The 22,725-nt window shown below is 73.5% G+C and carries 18 protein-coding genes; 2 read left to right on the forward strand and 16 right to left on the reverse strand.

Annotation, left to right across the window (positions count from 1 at the left end; translation table 11 throughout):
• Window positions 1-19: 19 nt before the first annotated feature.
• Entirely contained in the window at window positions 20-1,405 is a 1,386-nt protein-coding gene (locus tag AB0G84_RS05090; protein ID WP_361315673.1) for an aminopeptidase P family protein, read from the reverse strand.
• Window positions 1,406-1,555: 150 nt separating this feature from the next.
• Here AB0G84_RS05090 and AB0G84_RS05095 point away from each other — a divergent pair, with 150 nt between their 5' ends.
• Window positions 1,556-3,898 (forward strand): collagenase, encoded by a 2,343-nt coding sequence (locus AB0G84_RS05095; RefSeq protein ID WP_361315675.1) that lies wholly within the window; start codon window positions 1,556-1,558, stop codon window positions 3,896-3,898.
• A 24-nt stretch (window positions 3,899-3,922) separates the two neighbouring features.
• On the opposite strand, the gene AB0G84_RS05100 is transcribed toward AB0G84_RS05095, so the two are convergent.
• Together AB0G84_RS05100 and AB0G84_RS05105 are read right to left on the reverse strand one after the other, a co-directional pair.
• Entirely contained in the window at window positions 3,923-6,337 is a 2,415-nt protein-coding gene (locus tag AB0G84_RS05100) for a glycosyl hydrolase family 65 protein (protein ID WP_361315677.1), read from the reverse strand.
• Window positions 6,337-7,095 carry an HAD-IA family hydrolase gene (locus AB0G84_RS05105; protein WP_361315680.1) on the reverse strand — a complete coding sequence of 253 codons (759 nt, stop codon included), beginning with the start codon at window positions 7,093-7,095 and terminating at the stop codon, window positions 6,337-6,339. Before AB0G84_RS05105 ends, AB0G84_RS05100 begins: the two co-directional genes overlap by 1 nt.
• Window positions 7,096-7,214: 119 nt before the next feature.
• On the opposite strand from AB0G84_RS05105, the gene AB0G84_RS05110 reads away from it, so the two are divergent.
• Window positions 7,215-8,129 (forward strand): universal stress protein, encoded by a 915-nt coding sequence (locus AB0G84_RS05110; protein ID WP_361315683.1) that lies wholly within the window; start codon window positions 7,215-7,217, stop codon window positions 8,127-8,129.
• An 11-nt stretch (window positions 8,130-8,140) separates the two neighbouring features.
• On the opposite strand, the gene AB0G84_RS05115 is transcribed toward AB0G84_RS05110, so the two are convergent.
• From AB0G84_RS05115 to AB0G84_RS05175, 13 genes are all read right to left on the reverse strand, one after another.
• Window positions 8,141-9,478 (reverse strand): nicotinate phosphoribosyltransferase, encoded by a 1,338-nt coding sequence (locus AB0G84_RS05115; protein WP_361315685.1) that lies wholly within the window; start codon window positions 9,476-9,478, stop codon window positions 8,141-8,143.
• Between the two features lie 49 nt (window positions 9,479-9,527).
• Window positions 9,528-9,827, reverse strand: coding sequence for a DUF1876 domain-containing protein (locus AB0G84_RS05120; RefSeq protein ID WP_361315688.1), 300 nt, complete (start codon window positions 9,825-9,827; stop codon window positions 9,528-9,530).
• A 58-nt stretch (window positions 9,828-9,885) separates the two neighbouring features.
• Window positions 9,886-10,758, reverse strand: coding sequence for a universal stress protein (locus AB0G84_RS05125; RefSeq protein WP_361315691.1), 873 nt, complete (start codon window positions 10,756-10,758; stop codon window positions 9,886-9,888).
• Between the two features lie 101 nt (window positions 10,759-10,859).
• Window positions 10,860-12,008 carry a permease gene (locus tag AB0G84_RS05130; protein ID WP_361315693.1) on the reverse strand — a complete coding sequence of 383 codons (1,149 nt, stop codon included), beginning with the start codon at window positions 12,006-12,008 and terminating at the stop codon, window positions 10,860-10,862.
• An 82-nt stretch (window positions 12,009-12,090) separates the two neighbouring features.
• The gene (locus AB0G84_RS05135; RefSeq protein ID WP_361316792.1) at window positions 12,091-13,248 is read right to left on the reverse strand and encodes a sugar ABC transporter permease; all 1,158 of its coding nucleotides are present in this window, start codon (window positions 13,246-13,248) and stop codon (window positions 12,091-12,093) included.
• Between the two features lie 92 nt (window positions 13,249-13,340).
• Window positions 13,341-14,120 carry an ATP-binding cassette domain-containing protein gene (locus AB0G84_RS05140; RefSeq protein WP_361315696.1) on the reverse strand — a complete coding sequence of 260 codons (780 nt, stop codon included), beginning with the start codon at window positions 14,118-14,120 and terminating at the stop codon, window positions 13,341-13,343.
• A 12-nt stretch (window positions 14,121-14,132) separates the two neighbouring features.
• Window positions 14,133-15,230, reverse strand: coding sequence for a substrate-binding domain-containing protein (locus tag AB0G84_RS05145; RefSeq protein WP_361315698.1), 1,098 nt, complete (start codon window positions 15,228-15,230; stop codon window positions 14,133-14,135).
• A 13-nt stretch (window positions 15,231-15,243) separates the two neighbouring features.
• On the reverse strand, window positions 15,244-17,742 hold the full coding sequence (locus AB0G84_RS05150; RefSeq protein ID WP_361315700.1) for a SpoIIE family protein phosphatase: 2,499 nt from the start codon (window positions 17,740-17,742) through the stop codon (window positions 15,244-15,246).
• Between the two features lie 189 nt (window positions 17,743-17,931).
• The gene (locus AB0G84_RS05155; RefSeq protein ID WP_361315703.1) at window positions 17,932-18,981 is read right to left on the reverse strand and encodes a zinc-dependent alcohol dehydrogenase family protein; all 1,050 of its coding nucleotides are present in this window, start codon (window positions 18,979-18,981) and stop codon (window positions 17,932-17,934) included.
• A 90-nt stretch (window positions 18,982-19,071) separates the two neighbouring features.
• Complete coding sequence (locus AB0G84_RS05160) at window positions 19,072-19,452, reverse strand: hypothetical protein (RefSeq protein WP_361315706.1); 381 nt, start codon at window positions 19,450-19,452, stop codon at window positions 19,072-19,074.
• 102 nt (window positions 19,453-19,554) lie between these two features.
• Window positions 19,555-19,998: a hypothetical protein gene (locus AB0G84_RS05165; RefSeq protein ID WP_361315708.1), complete on the reverse strand. Its 444-nt coding sequence runs from the start codon at window positions 19,996-19,998 to the stop codon at window positions 19,555-19,557.
• 162 nt (window positions 19,999-20,160) lie between these two features.
• A complete protein-coding gene (locus AB0G84_RS05170) occupies window positions 20,161-21,111 on the reverse strand; it encodes a hypothetical protein (protein WP_361315711.1) in 951 nt (316 codons plus the stop codon).
• A gap of 102 nt (window positions 21,112-21,213) precedes the next feature.
• Window positions 21,214-22,677: an amino acid permease gene (locus tag AB0G84_RS05175; RefSeq protein WP_361316795.1), complete on the reverse strand. Its 1,464-nt coding sequence runs from the start codon at window positions 22,675-22,677 to the stop codon at window positions 21,214-21,216.
• Between the last annotated feature and the right edge of the window lie 48 nt (window positions 22,678-22,725).

Raw genomic sequence — 22,725 nt, forward strand, 5'->3', positions numbered from 1 at the left:
GCGGGGCGGCGCCGGCCGGTCAGGCGGGCGCGGAGAGCAGTCCGTCCATCCACTCCTCCACCGCATCGGCGGTGCGCGGCAGGGCCGTTGACATCAGGCAGGCACCGTCCGCGGTGATCACCAGGTCGTCCTCGATGCGGACCCCGATGCCGCGCAGTTCGCGGGGCAGCGTCTCGTCGTCGGGCTGGAGGTAGAGGCCCGGTTCCACGGTGAGGACCTGGCCCTCCGCAAGGACCCCGTCCAGATACTGCTCCGCACGGGCCCGGGCGCAGTCGTGCACGTCGAGCCCGAGCATATGGCCGGAGCTGCACAGCGTGTAGCGCCGGTGGAGGCCGCTGTCGGCGGTGAGCGACTCCGCCGCGGGGACGGGCAAGACGCCCCAGTCGGCGAGGCCCTCCGCGAGCACCGCGGAACAGGCCCGGTGGAAGTCGCGGAAGCTCGCACCCGGCCGCAGGGCGGCGATCCCGGCGTCCTGAGCGGCCAGCACCAGGTCGTAGACCTGCCGTTGGACGGGGGAGAAGCGCCCAGACAGCGGCAGGGTGCGGGTGAGGTCCGCGGTGTAGAGTGCGTCGGTCTCCACGCCCGCGTCGAGCAGCAGCAGCTGCCGTGGGTCGAGCGGGCCGTCATTGCGGGTCCAGTGCAGTACGCAGGCGTGTGCTCCGGCCGCGGCGATGGTCTCGTAGCCGGTGCCGTTGCCCTCGGCGCGGGCCCGCAGTTGGAAGACGCCCTCGATCCAGCGTTCGCCCCGGGGATGCCGCAGCGCGGCCGGCAGCGCGCGGACGACGTCCTCGAAGCCGGTGACGGTGTGGTCGACGGCCTGCTGTATCTGGCCCACCTCCCAGGGGTCCTTCACCAGCCGCAACTCGGCCAGTGCGGAGGCGAGTTCGGGGTCGCGCGCGGCGTCCCGGCCGGGCGGGAGGCGGGGCAGATCGGCCAGATGGGCGCAGCGGACGCCGGTCAGCCGCTCGGCCTCGGCCAGGTCGGGGCGCCGGCCGACCCAGAACTCACCGTACTTGCGGTCCCGGTAGAACTCCCCGCCCTCGTCCCGGGGGGACCGCGGCCGGAGGTACAGCACCGGCTCGCCGTCCGGCTCCAGCACCAGGACGTGCCCGGACTGGTCCTCGCCGGTCAGCCCGGTCAGCCAGGCGTAGGCGCTGTGCGGGCGGAAGCGGTGGTCACAGTCGTGGGAGCGCACCTTGAGCCCGCCGGCCGGGACGAGCAGGCGTTCGCCGGGGAAGCGGGCGGCCAGCCGGGCCCGGCGGCCGGCGAGCCGGTCGAAGCCGGGGACGCGCGAGTCGTCGGGGAGCGGGGTGGCGGCCCAGCCGCCGGTCATGAAGCGGGCGAGGGCGTCCGACACCGGCAAGTCATGGCTGCCGGTGTGGAGTTGGGCGGCACGCAGGGGCACGGGGAACCTCCGGGGAAATGCGCGATGACCTTTTCCTGAAGCCTTGTCAGTGCAATTTCACATTACTATGTTATGGGTCACACCTTGTGGGGTGAAGGCCCCCCTCGCCGTGAACCCCACTCAACCCCCCACCCCCGCCCGGAGGTTCAGGTGGCCCACTCGCGCTTCCCGCGCAGACTCCTGCTGACGGCGACCCTCGTCGCCGCACTCGCGACCCCCCTCGCCCAGACCGCCGCGGCCGCCCCCCGGCACCCGGCGCCGGCCGCCCACCCGCACCCGCCGAAGGCCGCACCGAAGCCCGCGCACCGGCCCGCCGACAACCCCCGCGACCACGCCCAACGCCTGGCCACCGCCCCCGCGTTCACCACCGCGGCCCCGGCCCCCGCGCCCCGCGCGCTCACCGCGTACGGCCGGATCCCCGGCCCGCGGACCGGCCCCGCCGCCGCTCACCACACGGAGCCGGCCGTCGCCCCCTGCACCCTCGACGGCATCACCGGGCTGAGCCCCGACCGGTTCGCCGACTTCCTCGCCGACCCCGCGGTCACCGCCGACGGGTGCCTGCGCGACCTCATCTGGAAGTGGGACCCGCGGCTGATCCCCGTCATGTCCGACGCCCACGTCCAGACCGTGGCCCGGCGCATCGCCTCCCTCGCCGCCGGCCACGACGGCAAGAACACCGGCCACCTGTACGAGATGTTCACCTACCTGCACGCGGTGGCCTACCACGACTTCTCGCACGACGAGATCGACACCACCGACGCCCCGACCGTCCAGGCGATACGCGCCGCGGCCGACGCGTTCAGCGCCGCGGCCCACACCTTCGACACCACCCGGGCCAACGCCGACACCCTGCGCGAGGCCCTCTACGCCGTCAGCGGGCCGGGCGGACGCCAGTACCAACTCGGCCTGGTCCAGAAGGTCCTGGCCACCATGGACCCGGCGCACACCGCCACCCACCACGACCCGGCCTGGGGCAACGCCGCCTTCGCCGCGCTCTCGCTCAACTACCTGGGCGTCTACCCCGGCAACCAGGACACCGGGTTCCGGGCCGCGGTCACCGGCGACCCCGCCTACCGCGCCGCCTTCAAGGCCTTCGCCGACTACACCCACCTCAAGGGCACCGCCAACGCCTGGGTCGTCCGCGACGCCCTCGGCGAGTACGGCAGGTTCGGCCAGATCGACTCCCTCAAGGCGGCGATCACCGCCGACCTCGGCGCCCTGCTGCCCACCACCGTCCGGAACTTCGGGGAGGGCAGCGAACCCTGGGCCAAGGTCGCCTCCTGGCTCAACACCTTCGACGCCTGCAAGCCCTACGGCGTCTGCAAGGACGACATCGAGAAGCGGATCTTCCCGTACACCTACTCCTACGACAACGGCGCCCTCAAGGTCCGCACCGCCCTCGACCGCGCCACCGTCGACCAGCTCTACTATGCGTCCAAGCAGGTCAGGGCCCAGTTCCACCGGGTGCTCGGCACCACCGAACCGCTGGCCGGCGACCCCAACACCACCCTGACCATCGTGCTGTACGCCTCCCGCGCCGACTACGAGGTCTACCACCCGCTGCTCACCGGCATGGGCACCAACAACGGCGGTGTCTACATCGAGCGCGGCGCCACCTTCTACACCTACCAGCGCCGCGTCCCCCAGGACTCCTCCCTCACCCTCGAAGAGCTCTTCCGGCACGAGTACGTCCACTACCTCAACGGCCGCTTCGCGGTACCCGGTTTCTTCGGCGAAGGCCCCTGGTACGAGGGCGACCGCACCACCGCCATGGACGAGGGCAGCGCCGAGTTCTTCGACGGCTCCACCCGCGACGACGGCATCGCCGTACGCAAGTCCCTGGTCCGCGACATCATCGCGGACACCTCCGGGGGCGGGCCGCGGATGACCGTCAACGAACTGCTGCACGCGACCTACGACCACGACGGGTTCCGCTTCTACTCCTACGCCGGAACCTTCTTCGAGTTCCTGTGGCGCGACCACCCGGCGAAGCTCCAGGAGATGTACCGGTACCTGCGCGCCGACGCCCCCGCCGCCTTCGACGCCTGGCGCAACCAGCAGGGCGCGGACACCGCCCTCCAGCAGCAGTACGACGCCTTCCTCGACCAGCAGATCGCCCGCGTCGACGACCTCTTCGTCCCGCACACCGTGTTCGTACCCGACCAGGAGCTGACCCTCGCCGACGCCGCGGGGGTGCAGAGCGCCTTCACCAAGGCCACCGCCAACCCGCCGACCTGCAAGGACACCGGGGACGCCGAGCACGGGCGGTTCGTCTGCACCGGCCGGATCACCGCCAACCTCGGCAACTCCGGCAGCGCCGACCAGGTCTTCAAGGACATGTCCGAGACGGTGGACTACTTCCTGCTCGACCGCGCCAGGCCCGCCGCGACCAACTTCGCCGATATGAACTGCTCCTTCGGCCCGACCACCATCTGGTCCACGGGCAAGGCCGGCACCTCCGACTTCAGCTGCGAGGGACCGCTGCGGCGGTGACCGGCCGGACCCGGTGCAGTGGGGTCAGGCGTCCGGCAGGTCCAGCCGTCGGGTCGTGCCCGGCGCGATGCTGAACGTCCGGTCCCGCAACCGCACCCGCACCGCCGCGTTCTCCGACTCCGGCACCGCGATCCGCACCTGCTCGTCGCGGATGCGCAGGTCGATGTCCCAGTGGCGGCGGTAGCGGATGCGGACCCCGAACACCGACAGCTGGGGCAGCGGTGCCGGGTCCAGCCACAGGGTCCGGTCGCGGGTCTCCAGACCGGTCAGGCCGCGCTGCACCAGGTCCAGGGTGCCGGCCATCGCCCCCAGGTGGATGCCCTCCGCGGTGGTGCCGCCCTGGACGTCCGCCACATCGCCGGTCAGTGCCTCCTCACAGTACGTCCAGGCGTCCGGCCGCTGGACGCGGGCCAGCACCCAGGCGTGGACCAGGGCGCTGAGGGTGGAACCGTGGCTGGTGCGGCGCAGGTAGTACTCGACGGTGGCGTGCCAGATGTCGTCGTCGAGCGGAGCGCCGAGCCGGGCGAAGACCGCGGACAGCTCGGCGGGGGAGAAGAGGTAGCCGAGCATCAGCACATCGGCCTGCTTGGAGGCCTGGAAGCGATTGACGGTGTCCCCCTCGGCCTCCAGGATGCGGTCCAGCCGCCGGATGTCGCCGTAGCGCTGCCGGTACCCCTCCCAGTCCAGTTCGGCGAGGTCCTCGTAGCCCGCGAACTGGCTGATCACGCCCCGGTGGTAGGGCACGTGCAGCAGATGCGCGACGTCCTCCCAGCGCTCCGGCTCGTCGGGGGTGAGCTGGATGTGCTCGTAGAGCTGCCGCCGGTGGGCCTCGGGCAGGGTGCGGCACAGCTCCAGGGCGCGCAGCAGCACCCAGGCCGCGGTGACGTTGGTGTACGCGTTGTCGTCCACGCCCGGCTCCGCGGCCCCGGGGTAGCCGTCGTGGTACTCGTCGGGGCCCACCACCCCGCGGATGCGGTACCGGCCCAGCACCGGGTCCCACACCGCGGCCGAGGCCCAGAACCGGGCGATCTGCAGCACCATTTCGGCGCCCCGGGTCTGGAGGAACTCGGTGTCGCCGCTGGCCTGCCCGTACTGCCAGACGTTGTAGGCGATCGCCGAGCCCACGTGGTGCTGGAGGCGGGAATGGTCGGGCAGCCAGCGGCCCGACCGCGGATTGAGGTGCAGTTGCTGGGTCTCCTCGCGCCCGTCACCGGCGCTCTGCCACGGGTACATCGCCCCCGCCCGGCCCACTTCCTCGGCCGCCAGGCAGGCCGCCGGAAGCCGGCGGTAGCGGTAGTTCAGCAGCGCCCGGGAGACCTGTGGCAGGTGCAGGTTCAAAAACGGCAGCACGAACAGCTCGTCCCAGAAGACGTGTCCGCGGTACGCCTCCCCGTGCAGGCCCCGCGCCGGCACCCCGACGTCGAGCTCTGCGGTGTGCGGCGAAAGCGTCTGCAGCACGTGGAAGAGGTGCAGCCGCAGGATCCGGCCGGCGTCCCCGGGCACCTCCAACTTCGCCTGCCGCCACAGGTCCTCCCACGCGCGCCGGTGCGAGGCCAGCAACTGCCGGAAGTGCGGGGCCCGGGCCACACAGTCCACCGCCGCGTGCCGGGGGCTCTCGATCGCCGGGTCACGGGAGGTGTACAGGGCCACCGTCTTGTCGACCACCGCCGTGGCGCCCGAGGTGACCGGGAGCGCCAGCGTCTGGCCGGCCCGCAGCACGGAGAGTTCCGGCCGGGGGGTCACACCGCGGCCGGGGGTGGCCCGGACCCGTTCGGCGAGCGCGATACGGATGTCCGAGTCGAGGGTGCGGCAGCTCAGCCACACCGTGCCCGGCCCCTCGCTGCCCGTCTCCCACCCCCGCAGATGCTGGTCGGCCAGCCCCCGGTAGCGCTCCACACCGGCATTGCGCACCGCACCGTCGATGCCCGACTCCACCTCCACCGCCCCCGCCCATCCGCCGGCGGTGAACGAGGTGCGCTGCACCGCCAGATGGGGCTCGCCCATGTGCACCAGCCGGCGCTGCTCCACACCCAGCCGCCGGCCCTGCTCGTCGACGTACACCGTCCAGCGGGTCAGCGTGCCGTGCCGCAGGTCCAGGCTCTGCCGGTGCTCGGTCAGCTGGGTGTGGCCGGGGAAGAGCCAGGGGCCGGGGTCGGCGTCGGTGGGGCGGATCCGGTAGCGCAGCGGGAGCCAGTTGGGCAGGTTGACCATGTCCTCGTTCTCGACCGTGCGGCCCGCCACCGTGGAGGAGAGCCGGTTGTAGCAGCCGGCCGCATAGGTACCCGGGTAGTGGCCGGACCCGGACAGAACCTCGGAGGCCGCGCCGCGGGTGACGAAGTAGCCGTTGCCCAGCGCGCAGAGCGTCTCGCGCAGCCGTTCCGCGCCCGCGTCGTACCCCTCGTACGTCCAGGTCCAGGCGCGGGCCCCGGTGGCCGGCATCAGCCCTCCCCGGACGTCAGCAACTCACCGGGGTCGGCCACCACCACATCGGCGCCCCGGCGGCGCAGCGCGGCCGCGGTGGTCGGCCCCACGGCCCGGTCCACGCCCACCACCAGGCCGAACCCCCCGCGCCGGCCCGCCTCGACGCCGGCCAGCGCGTCCTCCACGACGGCGGTGTCCTCGGGCGGGACACCGAGCCGGCGGGCCGCCTCCAGGAAGAGCGCCGGGTCCGGTTTGCCCGGCAGCCGCAGCCGGCCCGCCTCCTTGCCGTCCACCACCGCGGCGAAGAACGGGAGCACCTCCGCGGCGGACAGCAGCTCGGTGGCGTGCCGGGACGCCGAGACGGCGGCGCACGGCACCCGTGCGTCACGCAGCGCCGCCAGCAGCCGTACGGTGCCGGGCCAGGCCACGATGTCGCCGGCCCGCAGTCGCGCGGTGAACAGCTCCTCCTTGCGGGCCGCGACGGCGTGCACGGTGCCGGTGCCGGGGGCGTCGCCGGGCTCGCCCAGCGGCAGATCGAGGCCCCGGGACTCCAGGAACGCGGCCGCCCCGTCCAGCCGGGTGCGGCCGTCGACATGACGCAGGTACTCCGTCACCGGGTCGAAGGGGCGCTGCCCCGCCGCCGCCAGAGCGGGATCGAAGGCGCCCTTCCACGCCGCGGCGTGCACCCGGGCCGAGTCGGTGATGACCCCGTCCGTGTCGAAGACCACCGCCCGCAGCGAGTGCAGACAGCCGGCCAGGGGCGAGGCGCCAGTCATGGTGACGGTCCGGTCATGGTGACGTTCCGTTCGTCGCTGTCCTTTCCATGGCACCACGGCTGGAGGCCGGGGGCGCGCCGCACGGCCGGCCTTGGCGGGCGCCGCGGGGCGGGGTGACCATGGAGGGGCCACCCGGAACGGGGGACGTCCAGCGGAAGGCGGTGGCGGCCATGGTGCGGCCCCTGGTCGTGGGCGTGGACGGCTCGGACCCCGCCCTCCGGGCGCTCGACTGGGCGGTGGACGAGGCGGCGCTGCACGGCCTGGAGCTGCGGGTGGTGCACGCCGCCGTCCGGGAGCGCTCCGCGTGGGCGTCGGCGACGGACCTGGAGCGGCCCCGTGCGCCGGACCCCGCACAGGGCCTCGTCGCCACCGCCGTGGCGCAGGCCCGCTGCCGCCGCCCGCACGTCGAGGTCACCGGCGAGGTACGGGCCGACGCCCCGGTCACCGGTCTGCTGCGCGTGGGCCTTTCGGCGTCCGCGCTGGTCCTGGGGTCACGCGGGCACGGTGAACTCAGCGCCCTGCTGTTGGGGTCGGTCGGGCTGGCGGTGGCGTCCCGGGCCCGGTGCCCGGTGATCGTGGTGCGCGGTGACCCGGCCGGCCTGGCGGGCACCCACCGCTGTGTGCTCCTCGGCGTCGGCGAGCCGTGGCAGGCCTCGGAGGCCGTACGGTTCGCCTTCCGGGAGGCGGCGGCCCGGGACTGCCTGCTGAAGGCGGTGCGCACGTGGCGCTGCCCGGCTGCTGAGCGGGCCGGGTCGGCCGGAGCGGCCCCGGCCGACCACGAGCGGCAGGCGGCGCAGCTGCTCGGCCGGGCCCTCGGTGAGGCCGCCGCGGCCTACCCGGAGGTGACCGTCCGCCGCACCACCGTCGAGGGCCCGGCCCACAAAATGCTGGTCCACCGGGCCGCCGCCGCGGATCTGCTGGTCGTCGGCGCGGGCAGCCGGCACGGGCACTTCGGGCTGCCGCTCGGCCGGGTGGCGCACTCCGCCCTGTGCCACGCCGCCTGCCCGGTCGCGGTCGTCCCGCAGCGCGCCTGACCGGCGCCGGGTCAGGCGAACGGTGCCAGGACCTCGCGCTCGGTCCGCCGCCGCACCCGGTGCGTCAGCACCGACAGCCGGTGCGAGACCAGCGGCCGCACGGGCTGCGGCGACCGGATGCGCCGGGCCGCCGCGGGCAGTTCACCGAGGTCGTCCGCCAGCCGCCGCCGGGCCTCCGCCAGCCGGCCGCGCGGCGCACAGCGCTCACCCGCCCGCATCCGCGGCTCCAGCAGCGGTGTGCTGTCCGCCGGCGGCGGCTCGTCGGCCAGGCCGATGACGTCGAGGCAGCCGGGCCGACGGAAGACCTGCTTGCGGCCCGGCGCGGTCACCTTCGCCGCCGACAGCTTCATCACCGGCCGCCCGTCGTAGGCGACCAGCTTGTACGCCGAGTCCAGATAGGGGGCGTCGGCGCTCACCCCGACCCGGGTGCCCACCGCATAGATGTCGATCGGCGCGCCCGCGGCCACCAGGTCATGCACGGCGAACTCGTCGAGCCCGCCGCTGGCCACGATGCGCACCTGCGGCAGGCCCGCGTTGTCGAGCATCGCCCGTGCCCGGCGGGCCAGTTGGGCCAGATCGCCGCTGTCCAGCCGGATCGCCGAGCCGTCCCCGCGGCCCAGCGCGGTCAGCACCCGTGCCGCCGCCGCGACCCCGGACGCGGTGTCATAGGTGTCCACCAGCAGCGTCACCGGCCCCGGATGGCAGCGTGCGAAGGCGGTGAACGCCGCCTCCTCGTCCTCGAACGCCTCGACGTACGAGTGCGCCATGGTGCCGACCGCCGGCAGGTCCTCGGCGTGCGCCGCCGCGACATTGCTGGTGCCCGCGAAGCCGGCCATCGCACCGAGCCGCGCCACCTCGTGGGCGACCTCCGTGCCGTGGGTGCGCCGCAGCGAGAAGTCCACCACCGGGTGCCCCCGCGCGGCGAGCACACACCGGGCGCACTTGGCGGCGATGGCGGTGCGGTAGCTGAGCTGGTTGAGCACGAACGACTCGACGAGCTGTGCCTGCGGCAGCGGCGCGGTGATCTCCAGCAGCGGCTCGTTGGCGAAGATCACCCGGCCCTCCGGCACCGCCCGGACCTCGCCGGTGAAGCGCAGGTCCCGCAGCGGGGCCAGCTCCCGGGCCGGCCGCCGGAGCGCCTCGGCGAACACCTCGACGTCCTCGCGCCCCACCCGGAACCCCGCCAGATGGTCGAGGACCGCCTCGACGCCCGCGGCGACCAGGAAGCCCCGCTCCGGCGGCAGGGCCCGTACGAAGCAGCTGAAGGTCGCCGGCCGCTCCATGCCCTCCCGGAGGTACGACAGCGCCATGCTCACTTCGTACAGGTCGGTGATCGTGGCATCCGCCATGAAGGGCTCCTTCCAGGGCCGGGACACCGGCCCGGCGCCGCGCCCCGGCTCAGCCCAGGGCGCTCGTCCAGCCGTAGGCGATGCGCTGTTCGCGCCGGGGCGGTGCGGCGCCGACGCCCACCAACTCGTCGTCCGCGACCCGGAGTAGCTGCCCGGCCAGGTCCTTCAGCGCCCGCCCGGCCGCGATCTCGTACCCGATCTCCGGTACGTCCGGGTCGTCGGGGCTGCACCGGGCCGTGCCGTGCCCGGTGAAGGCGGCGGTGGCGGTACGGAGCACCACGCGGGCCGTGGTCGTGCCGCCCTCCTCGACGAGGGACAGGCAAACGGGCCACTCGACTGTGTTCGCCATGGCGCACCTCAGCTTCCCGACGGGCGGCTTGTGTCCTCTACCGTCATCATCCGCCTTCTCACTCGTGCGGCACCACCGCCACCGGGCACGGAGCGTGATGGACCACCGCCTGGACGACGTGGCCGATCCGGGGCGTCGGCAGCAGGTGGCGGTGCCGGCGCCCGACGACCAGCAGCGCCGCGTCGGCGGTGTCGTGCAGCAGCGCCGGCGCCGGGCTCTCCATCTCCACCCGCGCGTCCACCACCAGGTCCGGGTACTTCTCCCGCCACGGGCGCAGCGCCGCGGCCAGCTCCTGCCGGGCCGTCTGCGCGGCGTCCTCGGCGGCGTACGGCTCCACGCCGCCACCGCGGTTGTAGGCGTAGGACGGCAGATGCCGGCCGTGCACGGCGCGCAGCGGGACACCGCGGCGGGCGGCGCTGTCGAAGGCGAAGGCGAGCAGCGCCTCGCAGGGCTCGTGCAGGCTGACGCCGACCACCACGTCCCCGCCCGGTCCGCCCGCCGGGGCGTCCAGCCGGGCGCGGACCAGCACCGCCGGGGTGCGGGTGTGCGCCACCAGTTTCAGCCCCAGCTCGCCCAGTACGTAGCGCGACATCGGGCCGAGGTTCTGCGAGCCGAGGACCAGCAGGTCCGACCGTCCGGCGGCCTCCTTGAGGGCGTCGTAGGGGTCCTCGGCCACCAGCTCCCGGTCCACCGGGAGGTCCGGGTGCTCGGCGCGGACCGCCGCCTCGGCCTCGTCCATCATCCGGTGCGGCCAGAAGTTCTGGTCGTCCTCCTCGGTGACGGGGCCGGCCTCCGGCTCGGGAGCGAGCAGCACCCAGGCGTGCAGCAGCCGTAGCCGCGCCCGCCGCAGCTGTGCCTCCTGCGCCGCCCACCGGACGGCGGACAGGGACTCCGGCGTACCGTCCACGCCGGCGGTGATGACGTCCTCCATCGCCTCGCTCCTCTCCTCCGCCCGGCCGTGGCCGGACCGGGTGAACCGCTCTACCTCCAGCGTCCGCCCAGGGCCGTACTCCGTGCACGGCGACCGGGGGCTCAGGCCGGCCGGCGCTGGTCGGGGGAGCCGCCCATCATGCGGAGCATGTCCCGGCCGCCGGTCCGCAGGAACCGGACGACCAGGACGGCGGCGAGGAGGAGGAAGGCGATGTTGAGCCAGGTGGTGTAGTTCCAGGAGACGCCCGCCATCGGGATGCGGGCCTGGGACCGGCTGGGCACCAGGCCCAGCGCGCCGAAGAGGAACTCGACGGCGTAGCCCGCCACGACCATCGCCGCATAGAACGTGGCCAGCAGGAAGAGGGACATCCTGGCCCCGTAGTACTTCCGGTAGATGTTCAGGATCGGCAGGATCAGTAGGTCGGCGAAGATGAAGGCGACCACCCCGCCGAAGCTGATGCCGCCGTGCCACAGCACCACCGCCAGCGGCACATTGCCGATGGAGCAGACGAACGAGGCCATCGCCACCAGCGGGCCGACCAGCGGTCCCCACAGCTTCGCGGCCAGCGGGTGCCCGTCGAAGAAGAACGCCTGCCAGAAGCCGTCCGGCACCCAGGCCGCGATGGCCCCGGCGATCAGCAGGCCGATGACCAGGTCCTTGAGGATCGCCGCCCACTCCATGACGAAGACATGGGCGGTGGCGGTGAACCCGGCGGCGGAGCCCAGCCGCCGTAGGAAGGTCCCCTCCTGCCGCACGGACATGTCCATCGCGGCATGCCCTTCCATCGCACCGGCCAGCCCCCGGTCGGCCTGCTGCCGGGCCTGGCCCAGCAGCCGCTCGCGCAGGAAGAGCCGGAACAGCACGGCCAGCAACACGATCATCAGCGGACCCCCGACGAACTCCGCCGCGGTGAACTGCCACCCCATCAACAGGGCCAGGATGACGCCCAGTTCGATGACCAGGTTGGTGGAGGCGATCTCGAAGGCCATCGCCGCGGTGAAGTCCGCCCCCTTGCGGAACAGCGACCGGGCCAGCGCGACCGCGGCGTACGAACAGGACGAGGACGCCGCCCCCAGCCCGGCGGCCAGCGCCAGGGTGCGCGGACGGTCGTCCCCGAGCGCGCCGACGACGGTGGACCTGCGCACCACCGCCTGGACCACCGCGGACAGCGCGAAGCCCAGGATCAGTGCCCAGGTGATCTCCCAGGTCATCGATCCGGCGATGGACAGGGCGTGCGTGAGCGCGGACATCGGGCGATGCCTTCCGTGGCGGGGCGGAGGGCAAACGCACCCGGCGGCGCCCGGTGCGCCCACCGGACGCGGCGGGGCCGCCTCACACCCGCCCGTGGGACCGCTGAGCGCGCCGGGACAGCGAGTCGATGACCACCGCGACCAGCAGCACCCCACCGGTGATCATGAACTGGACGGCGGTCTGGATGCCCATCAGGGCCACCCCGGAGGCGATCGACTGGATGACCAGCACGCCCAGCAGCGCGGACCAGGTCCGGCCGCGGCCGCCGAACAGACTGGTGCCGCCGATCACCGCGGCGGCGATGGCGTCCATCAGCAGATTGCCCGATCCGGAGGTCTGGCTGGCCGAGGTGACCCGGGAGGCCAGGAACAGCCCGCCGATCGCGGCCATCGTCCCCGACACCATGAACACCGAGATCCGCACCAGGTCCACATTGAGGCCGGTGCGGCGGGCGGCCTCGACGCTGCCGCCCACCGCGAAGATCATCCGTCCGTAGGGCGTACGGCGCAGGACCTGGTCGAGGCCGACCAGGAAGACCAGGAAGATCAGCAGGGCCAGCGGCAGGCCCTGGAACTGGTTGAGCACGGCGGCAGCGGCCAACGAGATCACCGCCAGCGCCGCGGTCCGCAGGGCGATCTCGCCCATCGTCCGGGCCGGCACCCCGGCGGCCCGGCGGCGCCGGACGCCCTGGTACGACGCCAGGAAGTACCCCGCGGTGCCCAGCGCCGCCACGCCGTACGCGGCGGCGACATGGGTGAAGTAGTAGCTGGTCAGCATGGCGACCAGGCCCTGGTCGTCGAGGTTGATGGTGCCGCTGGGGCCCAGGATGTAGAGCATCAGGCCGTTCCAGCCCAGGAGTCCGGCGAGGGTGACGACGAAGGCGGGCACCCCGACCTTGGCGAAGAAGAACCCCTGGAAGGCGCCGATCAGGCTGCCGGCCAGCACCGCCGTCAGCAGCGCCAGGCCCTCCGGCACGCCCTGGTTCACGTTCAGCACCGCGAAGGTGGCCGCGGCCAGCCCGCTCACCGAGCCCACCGACAGGTCGATCTCGCCGAGCAGCAGCACGAAGACCACGCCCGTCGAGATCAGGCCGATCCCGACGATGTCCACGCTCAGGCTGGAGAGGTTGCGCGGCGAGAGGAAGTTCTTGTTCAGGCTCTCGAAGATGATCCACACCACCAGCAGCCCCAGCACGACCGGAACCGAGCCGAGCTCGCCGCTGTGGAACCGCCGCCGCAGGACCTGGAGGGGGTTCTGCCGGCCCCGCCCGGACGGGGGCCGGCCGTCGCCGGCCGACCGGTTCCTGCGCAGCGGCAGCGTCCACGGCCGGCTCACCACTCCACCTCCCGGCCCGGCGCCGAGCGGCGGCTCACCGCGTTGTCGGTGGCCCCGGTGATGGAGGAGATGATCTGCTCGTGGGAGGTGGTCATCACATCGAAGAACCCGTTGTTACGGCCCAACCGCAGCACCGCGATCCAGTCCGCGACGGCCTTGACGTCCCCCAGGTTGTGGCTGATCAGCAGCACCCCGAGCCCGCGGTCCCGGGCCTGCTCGACGAGGTCGAGGACCTGCGCGGTCTGCTCGATCCCCAGGGACGCGGTGGGCTCGTCCAGCAGCACCAGCCGGGGCTCACCGAGCAGCGAGCGGCAGATCGCCACGGTCTGCCGCTGGCCGCCGGAGAGCGAGGCGACCGGCATCCGCACACTGGGCAGCCGGATGGCGAGGCGGTCCAGCAGCTCCAGGGTCCGCCGCTCCATCTCCACCTCGTCCAGCAGACCACTGCGGCGGATCTCCCGGCCCAGGAAGAGGTTGCCGACCACATCGAGGTTGTCGCACAGCGCGAGGTCCTGGTAGACGGTGGCGATGCCCAGGTCCTGGGCCTCGTGCGGCCGGGAGAGGTGCACCGGCCGGCCCTTCCACTCGACGGTGCCGGCATCGACCGGGTCGACCCCGGCGATCACCTTGATCAGCGTGGACTTGCCCGCGCCGTTGTCCCCCACGAGTGCGACGACCTGGCCGGCCCGGATCTCCAGATCGACGTCCGCGAGGGCCTGCACCGCGCCGAACCGCTTGAAGATCCCGCGCAGCGCCAGCAACGGCGGTGCTGCCATGGGGCACCTGCCTTACCTGGTGAGCCCCGCCCGCGCACAGGCGGCGGCGTACTTGGGGGTGCAGATCTGGTCGATGGTGTACATGCCGTGCGCGACGACGGTGTCCTTGATGTGGTCCGCGGTCACCGGCACGGGCGTGAGCAGCACGGCCGGGATGCCGCGGGTGGTCGGGCTGTTGACGTGGTGGGTGGTCAGGCCGTCCAGCTTCTTGCCGCGGGCCAGCGCGACCGCCATGGTCGCGGCGGCATCGGTCTCGGGCTTGAAGGGCTTGAGGACGGTCATGTACTGCTCGCCGGCGACGATCCGCTGGACGGCGGAGAGTTCGGCGTCCTGGCCGGTGATCGGCGGCAGCGGTGTGATCTTGGCGGCCTTGAGGGCGGCGACGATGCCGGAGGCCAGCCCGTCGTTGGCGGAGTAGACCCCGGCGATCCGGTCGGCGCCGAGCGCCGAGATGGCCGCGGACATATTGGCGTTGGCCGCCTCCGGACGCCATCCGGCGGTGCTGTAGGCCTTGCCGATCCGCACCTTCCCCCGCAGCACGGCGAGCGCCCCCTGCTTGAACCAGGCGGAGTTGGGGTCCGTCGTCGCCCCGTTCATCATCACGATCTCGCCGGTGCGCGCCTTGGGGCCGAGGGCCTTCAGCAGTGCCTCGCCCTGGAGCCGGCCGACCTTGGCGCCGTCGAAGGAGACATAGCCCGACACCGGGCCCTCCACCAGCCGGTCGTAGGAGACCACCTCGATACCGGCCCGGCGCGCGTTCTCGACCGGGGTGCGCAGCGACTTGGAGTCGGTGGCGTCCAGGATCAGCACGTCCGCCTGTTTGGTGATCATCGCGTCCATCTGTTGCTGCTGGGTGGCCACATCGTGCTGTGCACTGACGATCTCCACCTGGCACTCGGGGCACAGCTGGTGGATCTTCTTGTCGATCAGCGGCTTGTCGAAGTGGTAGAAGCGCGAGGTGTTGTCCGGCAACAGCACACCGATCCGCGGGGCGCCGTGCGAACCCGCGCCGCCCCCGGTACGCGCCCCGCCGGCCTCCCCGCAGGCCACCGGTCCGGCCACCAGACACAGCCCGGCCAGCACGGCGGCGCCCCGAAGCCGTGCCCTCACCACCGCCACCTCCTCACCCGTCCGCGGCGCCGAGCCGTTCGCCCGGCTGCAGGCCGATCTCGCTCCACACCTGCTTGCCGCCGCTCAGCGGCACCGAGCCCCAGGACGTCGACATCGCCTCGACCAGCAGCAGTCCGCGGCCGCCGGTCGCCTCCCAGTCGACGCTGGTCGGCTTGACCGGGGCCCGTGGCGAGGCGTCGTTCACCGCGACCCGCAGCCGGTCGGCGGCGAGCGTCAGATCCAGCTGCACCTCACCCTGGGTGTGCGCGATGGCGTTGGTCACCAGCTCGGAGACCACCAGCAGCGCCACGTCCATCTCCTCCGTCACACCCCAGGTGCGCAGGGTGCGGGCGGTGAACCGGCGGGCGTGCATCACGGCGTCCGGCAGCCGCCACACCGCCCAGCGGGCCCGGGTCGGGCGGACCCGCATCCCGTCGTAGCGCAGGACCAGCACCGCCACGTCGTCGTCCCGCCGCTTGGCGCTGCCGAGCAGGTCATCGGCGAGCCGCCCGGCGTCGGCGGGGTCCGCCGCCCCGAGCACCTCGCGCACCCGGCGCATCCCGTCCTCCAGCGGGAGGCTGGCGGACTCGGCCAGGCCGTCGGTGAGCAGTACTACGACGGTGCCGGGCGTCAGCCCGACCTCGGTCAGCGGGAACTCGCCGTCCGCGGCCACCCCCAGCGGGGGCCCGCCCTCGACTGTCATCTCCTCGGTGGAGCCGTCCGGGTACCGCAGCAGCGGCGGCAGGTGCCCGGCCCGTACGAACCAGGCCAGGCCCTCCTCCATGTCCAGGTCGACGTAGCAGCAGGTGGCGAAGAGGTCGGTCTCCATGCCCAGCAGCAGGCGGTTGGCGTGCGCGATCACCACATCGGGCGGATGGCCCTCCACCGCGTACGCCCTGATGGCCGTGCGCATCTGGCCCATGATCGTCGCGGCGCCCGCACTGTGCCCCTCCACATCGCCGATGACCAGTGCCACATGGCCGTCGGAGAGCGGGATGACGTCGTACCAGTCGCCGCCCACCTCGAGCCCCATGGTGGCCGGCAGGTAGCGGACCGCAGCCACCCCGCCGGCCAGCTCCGGCAGTTTGCGGGGCAGCAGGCTGCGTTGCAGCATCGTGGCGAGCTCATGCCCGGCGTCCAGCGCATGGGCGCGCACCAGGGCCTGCCCCACCAGGCCCGCGGTCGCGGTCAGCAGCGACCGCTCCTCCGGCCCGAACCGGTGCTCGGTCTCCCACCCGATGAGACAGACCCCCACGATCCGCCCCTCGGACGGCAGCGGCAGCACGGCCAGACCGCCGGGGCCGATGCCTGCCAAGCCCGGTTCGAGTTCGGCCCCCGTGGGCCAGACCGCCACATGGCCGCCGCGCAGCACGCTCTCCAGCGTGGGCAGCGCATGGCAGGAGGCGTCGGGCCACTCCGAGCGCCACTCGGCCTGCCAGGTCTCGGGCCAGTACTCGGGCTCCGGAGGGTGGAGCAGGGTCACCACCAGCCGGTCGGCCTCCAGCTCCGCCACCGCGACCCGGCCGGCGGACAGCGGGGTGCGCAGCGTGGCGACCACGGCACGGCTGACGTCCCGGACGGTGGTGGCGCCGGCCAGCGCGGCCGACAGCCGCTGCACCAGGGAGACCTCGTCGGCGCTCGGCCGCAGGTACGAGGCGTCCGCCACCACGCCGAGCATCCGCTCCGGCATCCCGTCGGCGCCGACCAGCACCCGGCAGCGCAGCGTCAGCCAGCGCAGTTCGCCGTTGGGACGGCGGATGCGGAACGACAGCTGCTGGGCGGCGACCGGTACCCCGCCCGGCTCGACGATCGACATCAGCGCGGGGATGTCGTCCGGGGCGGTGCGCTCCAGCAGGGTCTCCACCCGCCGGTCGAACTCCTGCGGGGGGATGCCGAACAGCTCCAGCACCCGGGTGTCGGCCGCCATCCGGCCGGTGTGCAGCACCAGGGTGAACGCGCCGCCGCGGAGGGTGTCCAGGCCCGGGCCGAGCAGCGACCGGTGCTCGGTCCGCGCCATCATCCGTGCCGCGACCGCCTCCAGGCCCGCGGCCACCTGGTCGGCGTGCAGCTCCAGCAGCTGGCGGCGGTCGGCGTCGAAGGCCTCCGCGGTCGGCTCGACGACGACCAGGCAGCCCAGCCGATGGGGGTCCCCGCCCAGCGGCAGCACCCCGACCGAGACCTCGGCCGGCGGGGCCCCGGCGGGGCGGCCGTCCTCCGGGACGGGGGTGGTGGCGGGAACCAGGACGTCGTCCGCGGCGAGTTCGGCGGGGCCGAGCCACTGGGGGGCGCCGGTGCGGAAGGCGGTGGCCACGGGGGAGTGGCCGGACAGCGAGTAGCTCGTCGGCAGTGCGTAGGGGTCGCCGGAGTCTCCGACCATCTCGGCCAGCTGAAGATCGCCGCCCCCTTCGGCCGGCACGTAGACAGCGGTCAACCCGGCCCCGGAAGACCCAAGGACCCGCGCGGTCACGTCCTGCACCGCCTCCGTACGGGGGAAGCCGTCGTCATAAGCCACGGTCGCCGTATCCGCCCTCGGGGCCAGGGCGTCTACCCCGCCACCGTCTCATCGGATATTTCGTAACTTACCGTCTTCACTCCATGGTGCGGCATGCACGGAGACGGCAGCCAGTCGGCAGGACCGCGCCCGACGGCACGGTGGGTGAGCACCGGATCGCCCGCGGTGAGGTGACCCCCGCCTTTCCGGTCAGCCGGGGATCAGCACCGCGGCGCCGTGCACGCGGTCCGCGGCCAGATCGGCGAGCGCCTCCGGGGCGCGCCGCAACGGATAGGGGCTGACGGTGACTTGGATGCCGACCCGGGCCGCGGTGGCCAGGAACTCCCGGCCGTCCTCACGGGTGTTGGAGGTGACGCTGCGCAGATTCCGCTCCTGGAAGAGGTGGCGCTGGTAGTTGAGGACCGGGATGTCGGTGAGGTGGATGCCGGCGACGGCGAGGGTGCCCGACCGGTCCAGCGCCTCCAGCGCCACCGGCACCAGATCGCCCACCGGCGCGAAGAGGATCGCGGCGTCCAGCGGCTCGGGCGGTCGGTCGTAGGCGTCGCCGGCCGATGCCGCACCCAGGCCGAGCGCGAGGGTCCGGGCCTGCTCCGACCGGGTCAGCACATGCACCGTCGCCCCCTCGGCCAGCGCGATCTGCGCGGCCAGGTGCGCCGAGGCGCCGAAGCCGTAGAGGCCGAGCCGGCCGCCCGGGGGCAGCGCGCTGCGGCGCAGCGCCCGGTAGCCGATGATCCCGGCGCACAGCAGCGGTGCCAGCTGGGTGGCGTCCTGGGTGTCCGGCAGCGGATAGGCGTAGTCGGCCGGGACCAGGGCCGCTTCGGCGAAGCCGCCGTCGGCGTCCCAGCCGGTGTAGCGGGACGCCGGGCAGAGGTTCTCGTGGCCGGCGCGGCAGTACCGGCACGCGCCGCAGGTGTCGCGCAGCCAGGCCCCGCCGGCCCGGTCGCCGAGCCGGAAGCCGGTGACCGCGGACCCGGTCGCCGCCACCCGGCCTACGATCTCGTGGCCTGGTACGGTCCCGGGGCGCCGGGGTGCCAGATCTCCCTCGGCCAGGTGCAGGTCCGTACGACAGACCCCGCAGGCCTCGACGTCGAGCAGCAGGTCGTGCGGGCCCGGCTCGGGCAGGGGGCGCCGGACCGCCGCCAGGGGGCCGGAGCCGATCGGGCCGGGCCGGTGGACGGACCAGCCGGACACCGTGCCCGAGCCGGCCGCTACCGCGGATCCGGCCGTGTGACCAGCCATGTCTCCAGGATGGCGGCCGGGTGGCAGGCCCACAAACGGGGGCGGACCGCCCCTGCCCGGCCGCCTGTGCCTAGGCCTGCGGATCCTCCGTCAGGCCCCGGAGTCCCGACGTCGGTTGCCGGAGCCGCCACGGCCCCGGCGCACGGCCCGGCGGAGCGCGGACAGCCACCGCCGCAGCCGGCAGCGGGACCGACGGCGGGCGGCCGGGGCGGCCGGGGTGGTCGGGGCGGCGTCGGGTTCGGCCGTGGCGTCGGTGGTGGGATCGGCCGTGGCTTCGGCGGTCGGGGGCGCGGTGCCGGGGGCGTCGTCCGGCGGCCCGTCCGGCTCCGGCGCGGGGTGGTCGGGGCGCTCCGCGCCGGCCTTGCGGTCCGGTGCGGGGGCGGCGTCGGGGTCGGTCCTGGGGCGGGGGGTGGTGCGGGCGGCCTCGGCGCGTACCAGTGCGCCGAGCGCGGCGAAGATGTCGAGGGGCATGCCGGAACTCCTGCGGTGCGGACGTCCAGAGCGGATGACGGCAGGCCGCGCTCGCCCCTGGGCCCCTTGCGGGGTGGGGTGCGGGCGTACGGCCGGGCCCGGTCAGCAGCGCAGAACGGTCACCCGTGGCGGCGGTCCGGCAGCGGCGGCCGGGACGACCGCCCCGGACGTGACGGGCCCCGGCGGGGCGAGGGCCGGCGCGGCGGCCGACTCCCTGAGCGCCTTGCCGCCGGGGCCGGTCGGGACCTGGTGCCGCAGGTGGCAGGCGGACGCCTCGCACATCCGTCGGAAGCCGTGGCCCGGTTGCTTGGTGCCGTCTCCGCCCGACGAGGCGGCGACCGGCGCCGCGGTGACGCAGGGCAGCGCGGCGGGAGCGGGCTCGGCCGGGGCGCTCGCGGGTGCGGGGCAGCCGCCGGCGGTGGCCGCCGGCGCGTCGGGGGCGCCGGCGGCCAGCGCGGTGTGCAGCAGGGCCAGCAGCGTCAGGAGCAGCAGCACACGCCAGGCGCCCGTTGCCGCGGAGCGGCCGGTGCTGACGGTGTCGCGCATACGGATCTCCCAACGCTCTTCCAGGAGGGGATCCCCGGGAAGGCATCGGGGCACTCCGGAGAGAGCGGAAAGACACCGCAATTCCACTCGATCCGGCTATGTGCCGTACGCATGCGCCCGAATCGGATATGTCTTATCTGATCCGACCTGTCGGTTTCTGTGTCAGTTCTCCGCGGTGGCCCGGCCGTAGTAGTGCGAGAACCGTTCCAGCGGCTCACCGTCCGCGTTCCACGGCCAGTGGGTCGCGACGCCCTCGGTGGCCCGCAGGACGGCCGCGGACTCGGTGATCCGCGCGGACTTGATCAGCGCAAAGGCGAGCAGATTCAGATCGGCCAGCGCCTGGGCGTGCCGCAGGAACCCCGGCTTCGGCCAGTAGTGCGTCGCCTGGTCCAGCGCCCTGGTGGCGTCCGGGCGCCGCCAGATCTCGCCCGCGCCCAGCGCGTCGAGCCCACCGGGTGCCAACGCCCGCAGATGCGCACGGACCAGGGCGGTCAGCTCCAGACCGGCGGCCGGGGCGTCCAGCGGCATGGCGTTGCGGACGCCGTCGAGAAGGTCCAGCACCAGGGCGCTGGAGCCGCACTCGTCCGGCGACAGGTAGCCCAGCGCCTGGAGGTGGGCCTCCCGGTTCCACGGGTCGCGGGCCTTGATCTCGCGCCATACGGCCGAGAGTTCGCTGGAGGGCCGCTGTTCCCGCCGCAGCACGGCCAGCTGCAGCGTCCACGGCGTGGGGTCGGCCGGATGCAGTTCAGCCGCCAGCCGGCAGGCCTCGCGGGCCTCGGACAGGTCGACGGCGGAGCCCGGCTGTCCGGCGTGCAGCAGGTCCGACCAGGCGTGCAGCAGCAGGGCGTTGGGGGCCTTGGGGCTGTGCTGCCGCCAGATGCCGGGCAGCGCCCGGCCCGCGGACCCCGCGAGCACCCGCATCCGGTGGGCCCGGCGGTCCCAGTCCTCCCCGGCGTCGTCGATCACGTCCCCCATCAGCGCCATGACGGCCGTATCGAGCGAGCCGCGCGCCCAGCACGTCTCGACGCGCCGCCGGACCTGGCCCAGCGCGGCGTCGTCGAGCTCGGGCAGCAGGTGGGCACGGCTGCCCTTGCGACGTCTGAACACGGGCATGGCGTGCAGGCCTTCCAGGAAGGTGGGGGGCGGAACGGGTACACGGCACTGTACGGGCGGCGGCGTGCCTCGCACACCGCCGCCCGTAGGGGCAATCGCTCGCTAGTGGGTGGTGACCGCCGTGCGCTCGGCGCCGCGGCCCAGCCGGTCGCGCACCAGGGAGATGCCGACCACGAGCATGGCCACCAGCACCGACAGCAGCACCTGGATCCGGCCGCCGCCGGGGCTGTCGTCGGTGAGCATGTAGACCAGCACGAACGAGATCATCGCGATCGTCGCCCAGGTCAGGTACGGGAACAGCCACATCCGGACGAGCAGCTTCTCGGGGTTCTCGCGCTGGATGATCCCGCGCATCCGCAGCTGCGAGAAGCAGATGACCAGCCAGACGAAGAGCGCCACCGCACCGGAGGAGTTCAGCAGGAACTGGAAGACGGTGTCCGGCCACAGGTAGTTGAAGCCGACCGCGATGAAGCCGAAGAGGACGGAGGCCACGATCGCGGCCTGCGGCACGCCCCGGGTGTTGGTCCGCGCGAAGGCCTTGGGCGCGTCGCCGCGCTGGCCGAGCGAGAAGGCCATCCGGGAGGCGGTGTAGAGGCCGGAGTTGAGGCAGGAGAGCACCGCGGTCAGCACGATGACGTTCATGATCTGGCCGGCGTGCGGGATGCCGATGGTGTCCAGGGCCGCGACGTACGAGCCCTTCTTGGCGATCGAGGGGTCGTTCCACGGCAGCAGCGAGACGACCACGAGGATCGAGCCGAGGTAGAAGATGCCGACCCGCCAGATGACGCTCTTGGTGGCCTTGGTGACCGCGCGCTCCGGGTCCTCGGACTCACCGGCGGCGAGGGTGACGATCTCGCTGCCCATGAAGGAGAAGACGACCATCAGCACACCGGTGAGGATCGCGCTCGGTCCATGGGGCAGGAAGCCGCCGTGCGAGGTGAGGTTGCCGAAGCCGGTCGCCGCGTGGTGCGTGCCGGGCAGCACACCGAAGATCGCCAGGCCGCCGAGGACGATGAACGCCGCGATGGCGACGACCTTGATGCCCGCGAACCAGAACTCGAACTCACCGAACGACGAGACCGAGGCGAGGTTGGTGGCGGTGAGGACCACCATCACGATCAGGGCCCAGGCCCACTGCGGGACGGCCGGTACCCAGCTGGTGAGGATCGCCGCACCGGCGGTCGCCTCCACGGCGAGCACCACGACCCAGAAGAACCAGTAGAGCCAGCCGATGGAGAAGCCGGCCCAGCGGCCGAGCGCCCGGTCCGCGTACGCGGAGAAGGAGCCGGAGGTCGGGTTGGCGGCCGCCATCTCACCGAGCATCCGCATCACGAACACGACCAGCGCGCCGACCAGGGCGTACGACAGGAGGATGCCGGGGCCGGCCGCGGCGATGCCCGAGGCGGAGCCGACGAAGAGACCGGCGCCGATGACCCCGCCGACGGCGATCATGGACAGATGGCGGTTCTTGAGTCCGGACTGCAGTCCTGAGTGCCCCGGGGCCGCACCGCCGCCGGGGGGAGCGGGCGGAGCGGCCACATGGCTGGAGGGAGGAGTAGTCATCATCGACATCCGTTGAGGGTTGGAGGGGTCATGCACGGGGTGACGCTGCGA

The sequence above is a fragment of the Streptomyces sp. NPDC020742 genome (assembly GCF_040641675.1).
Lineage (GTDB): Bacteria > Actinomycetota > Actinomycetes > Streptomycetales > Streptomycetaceae > Streptomyces.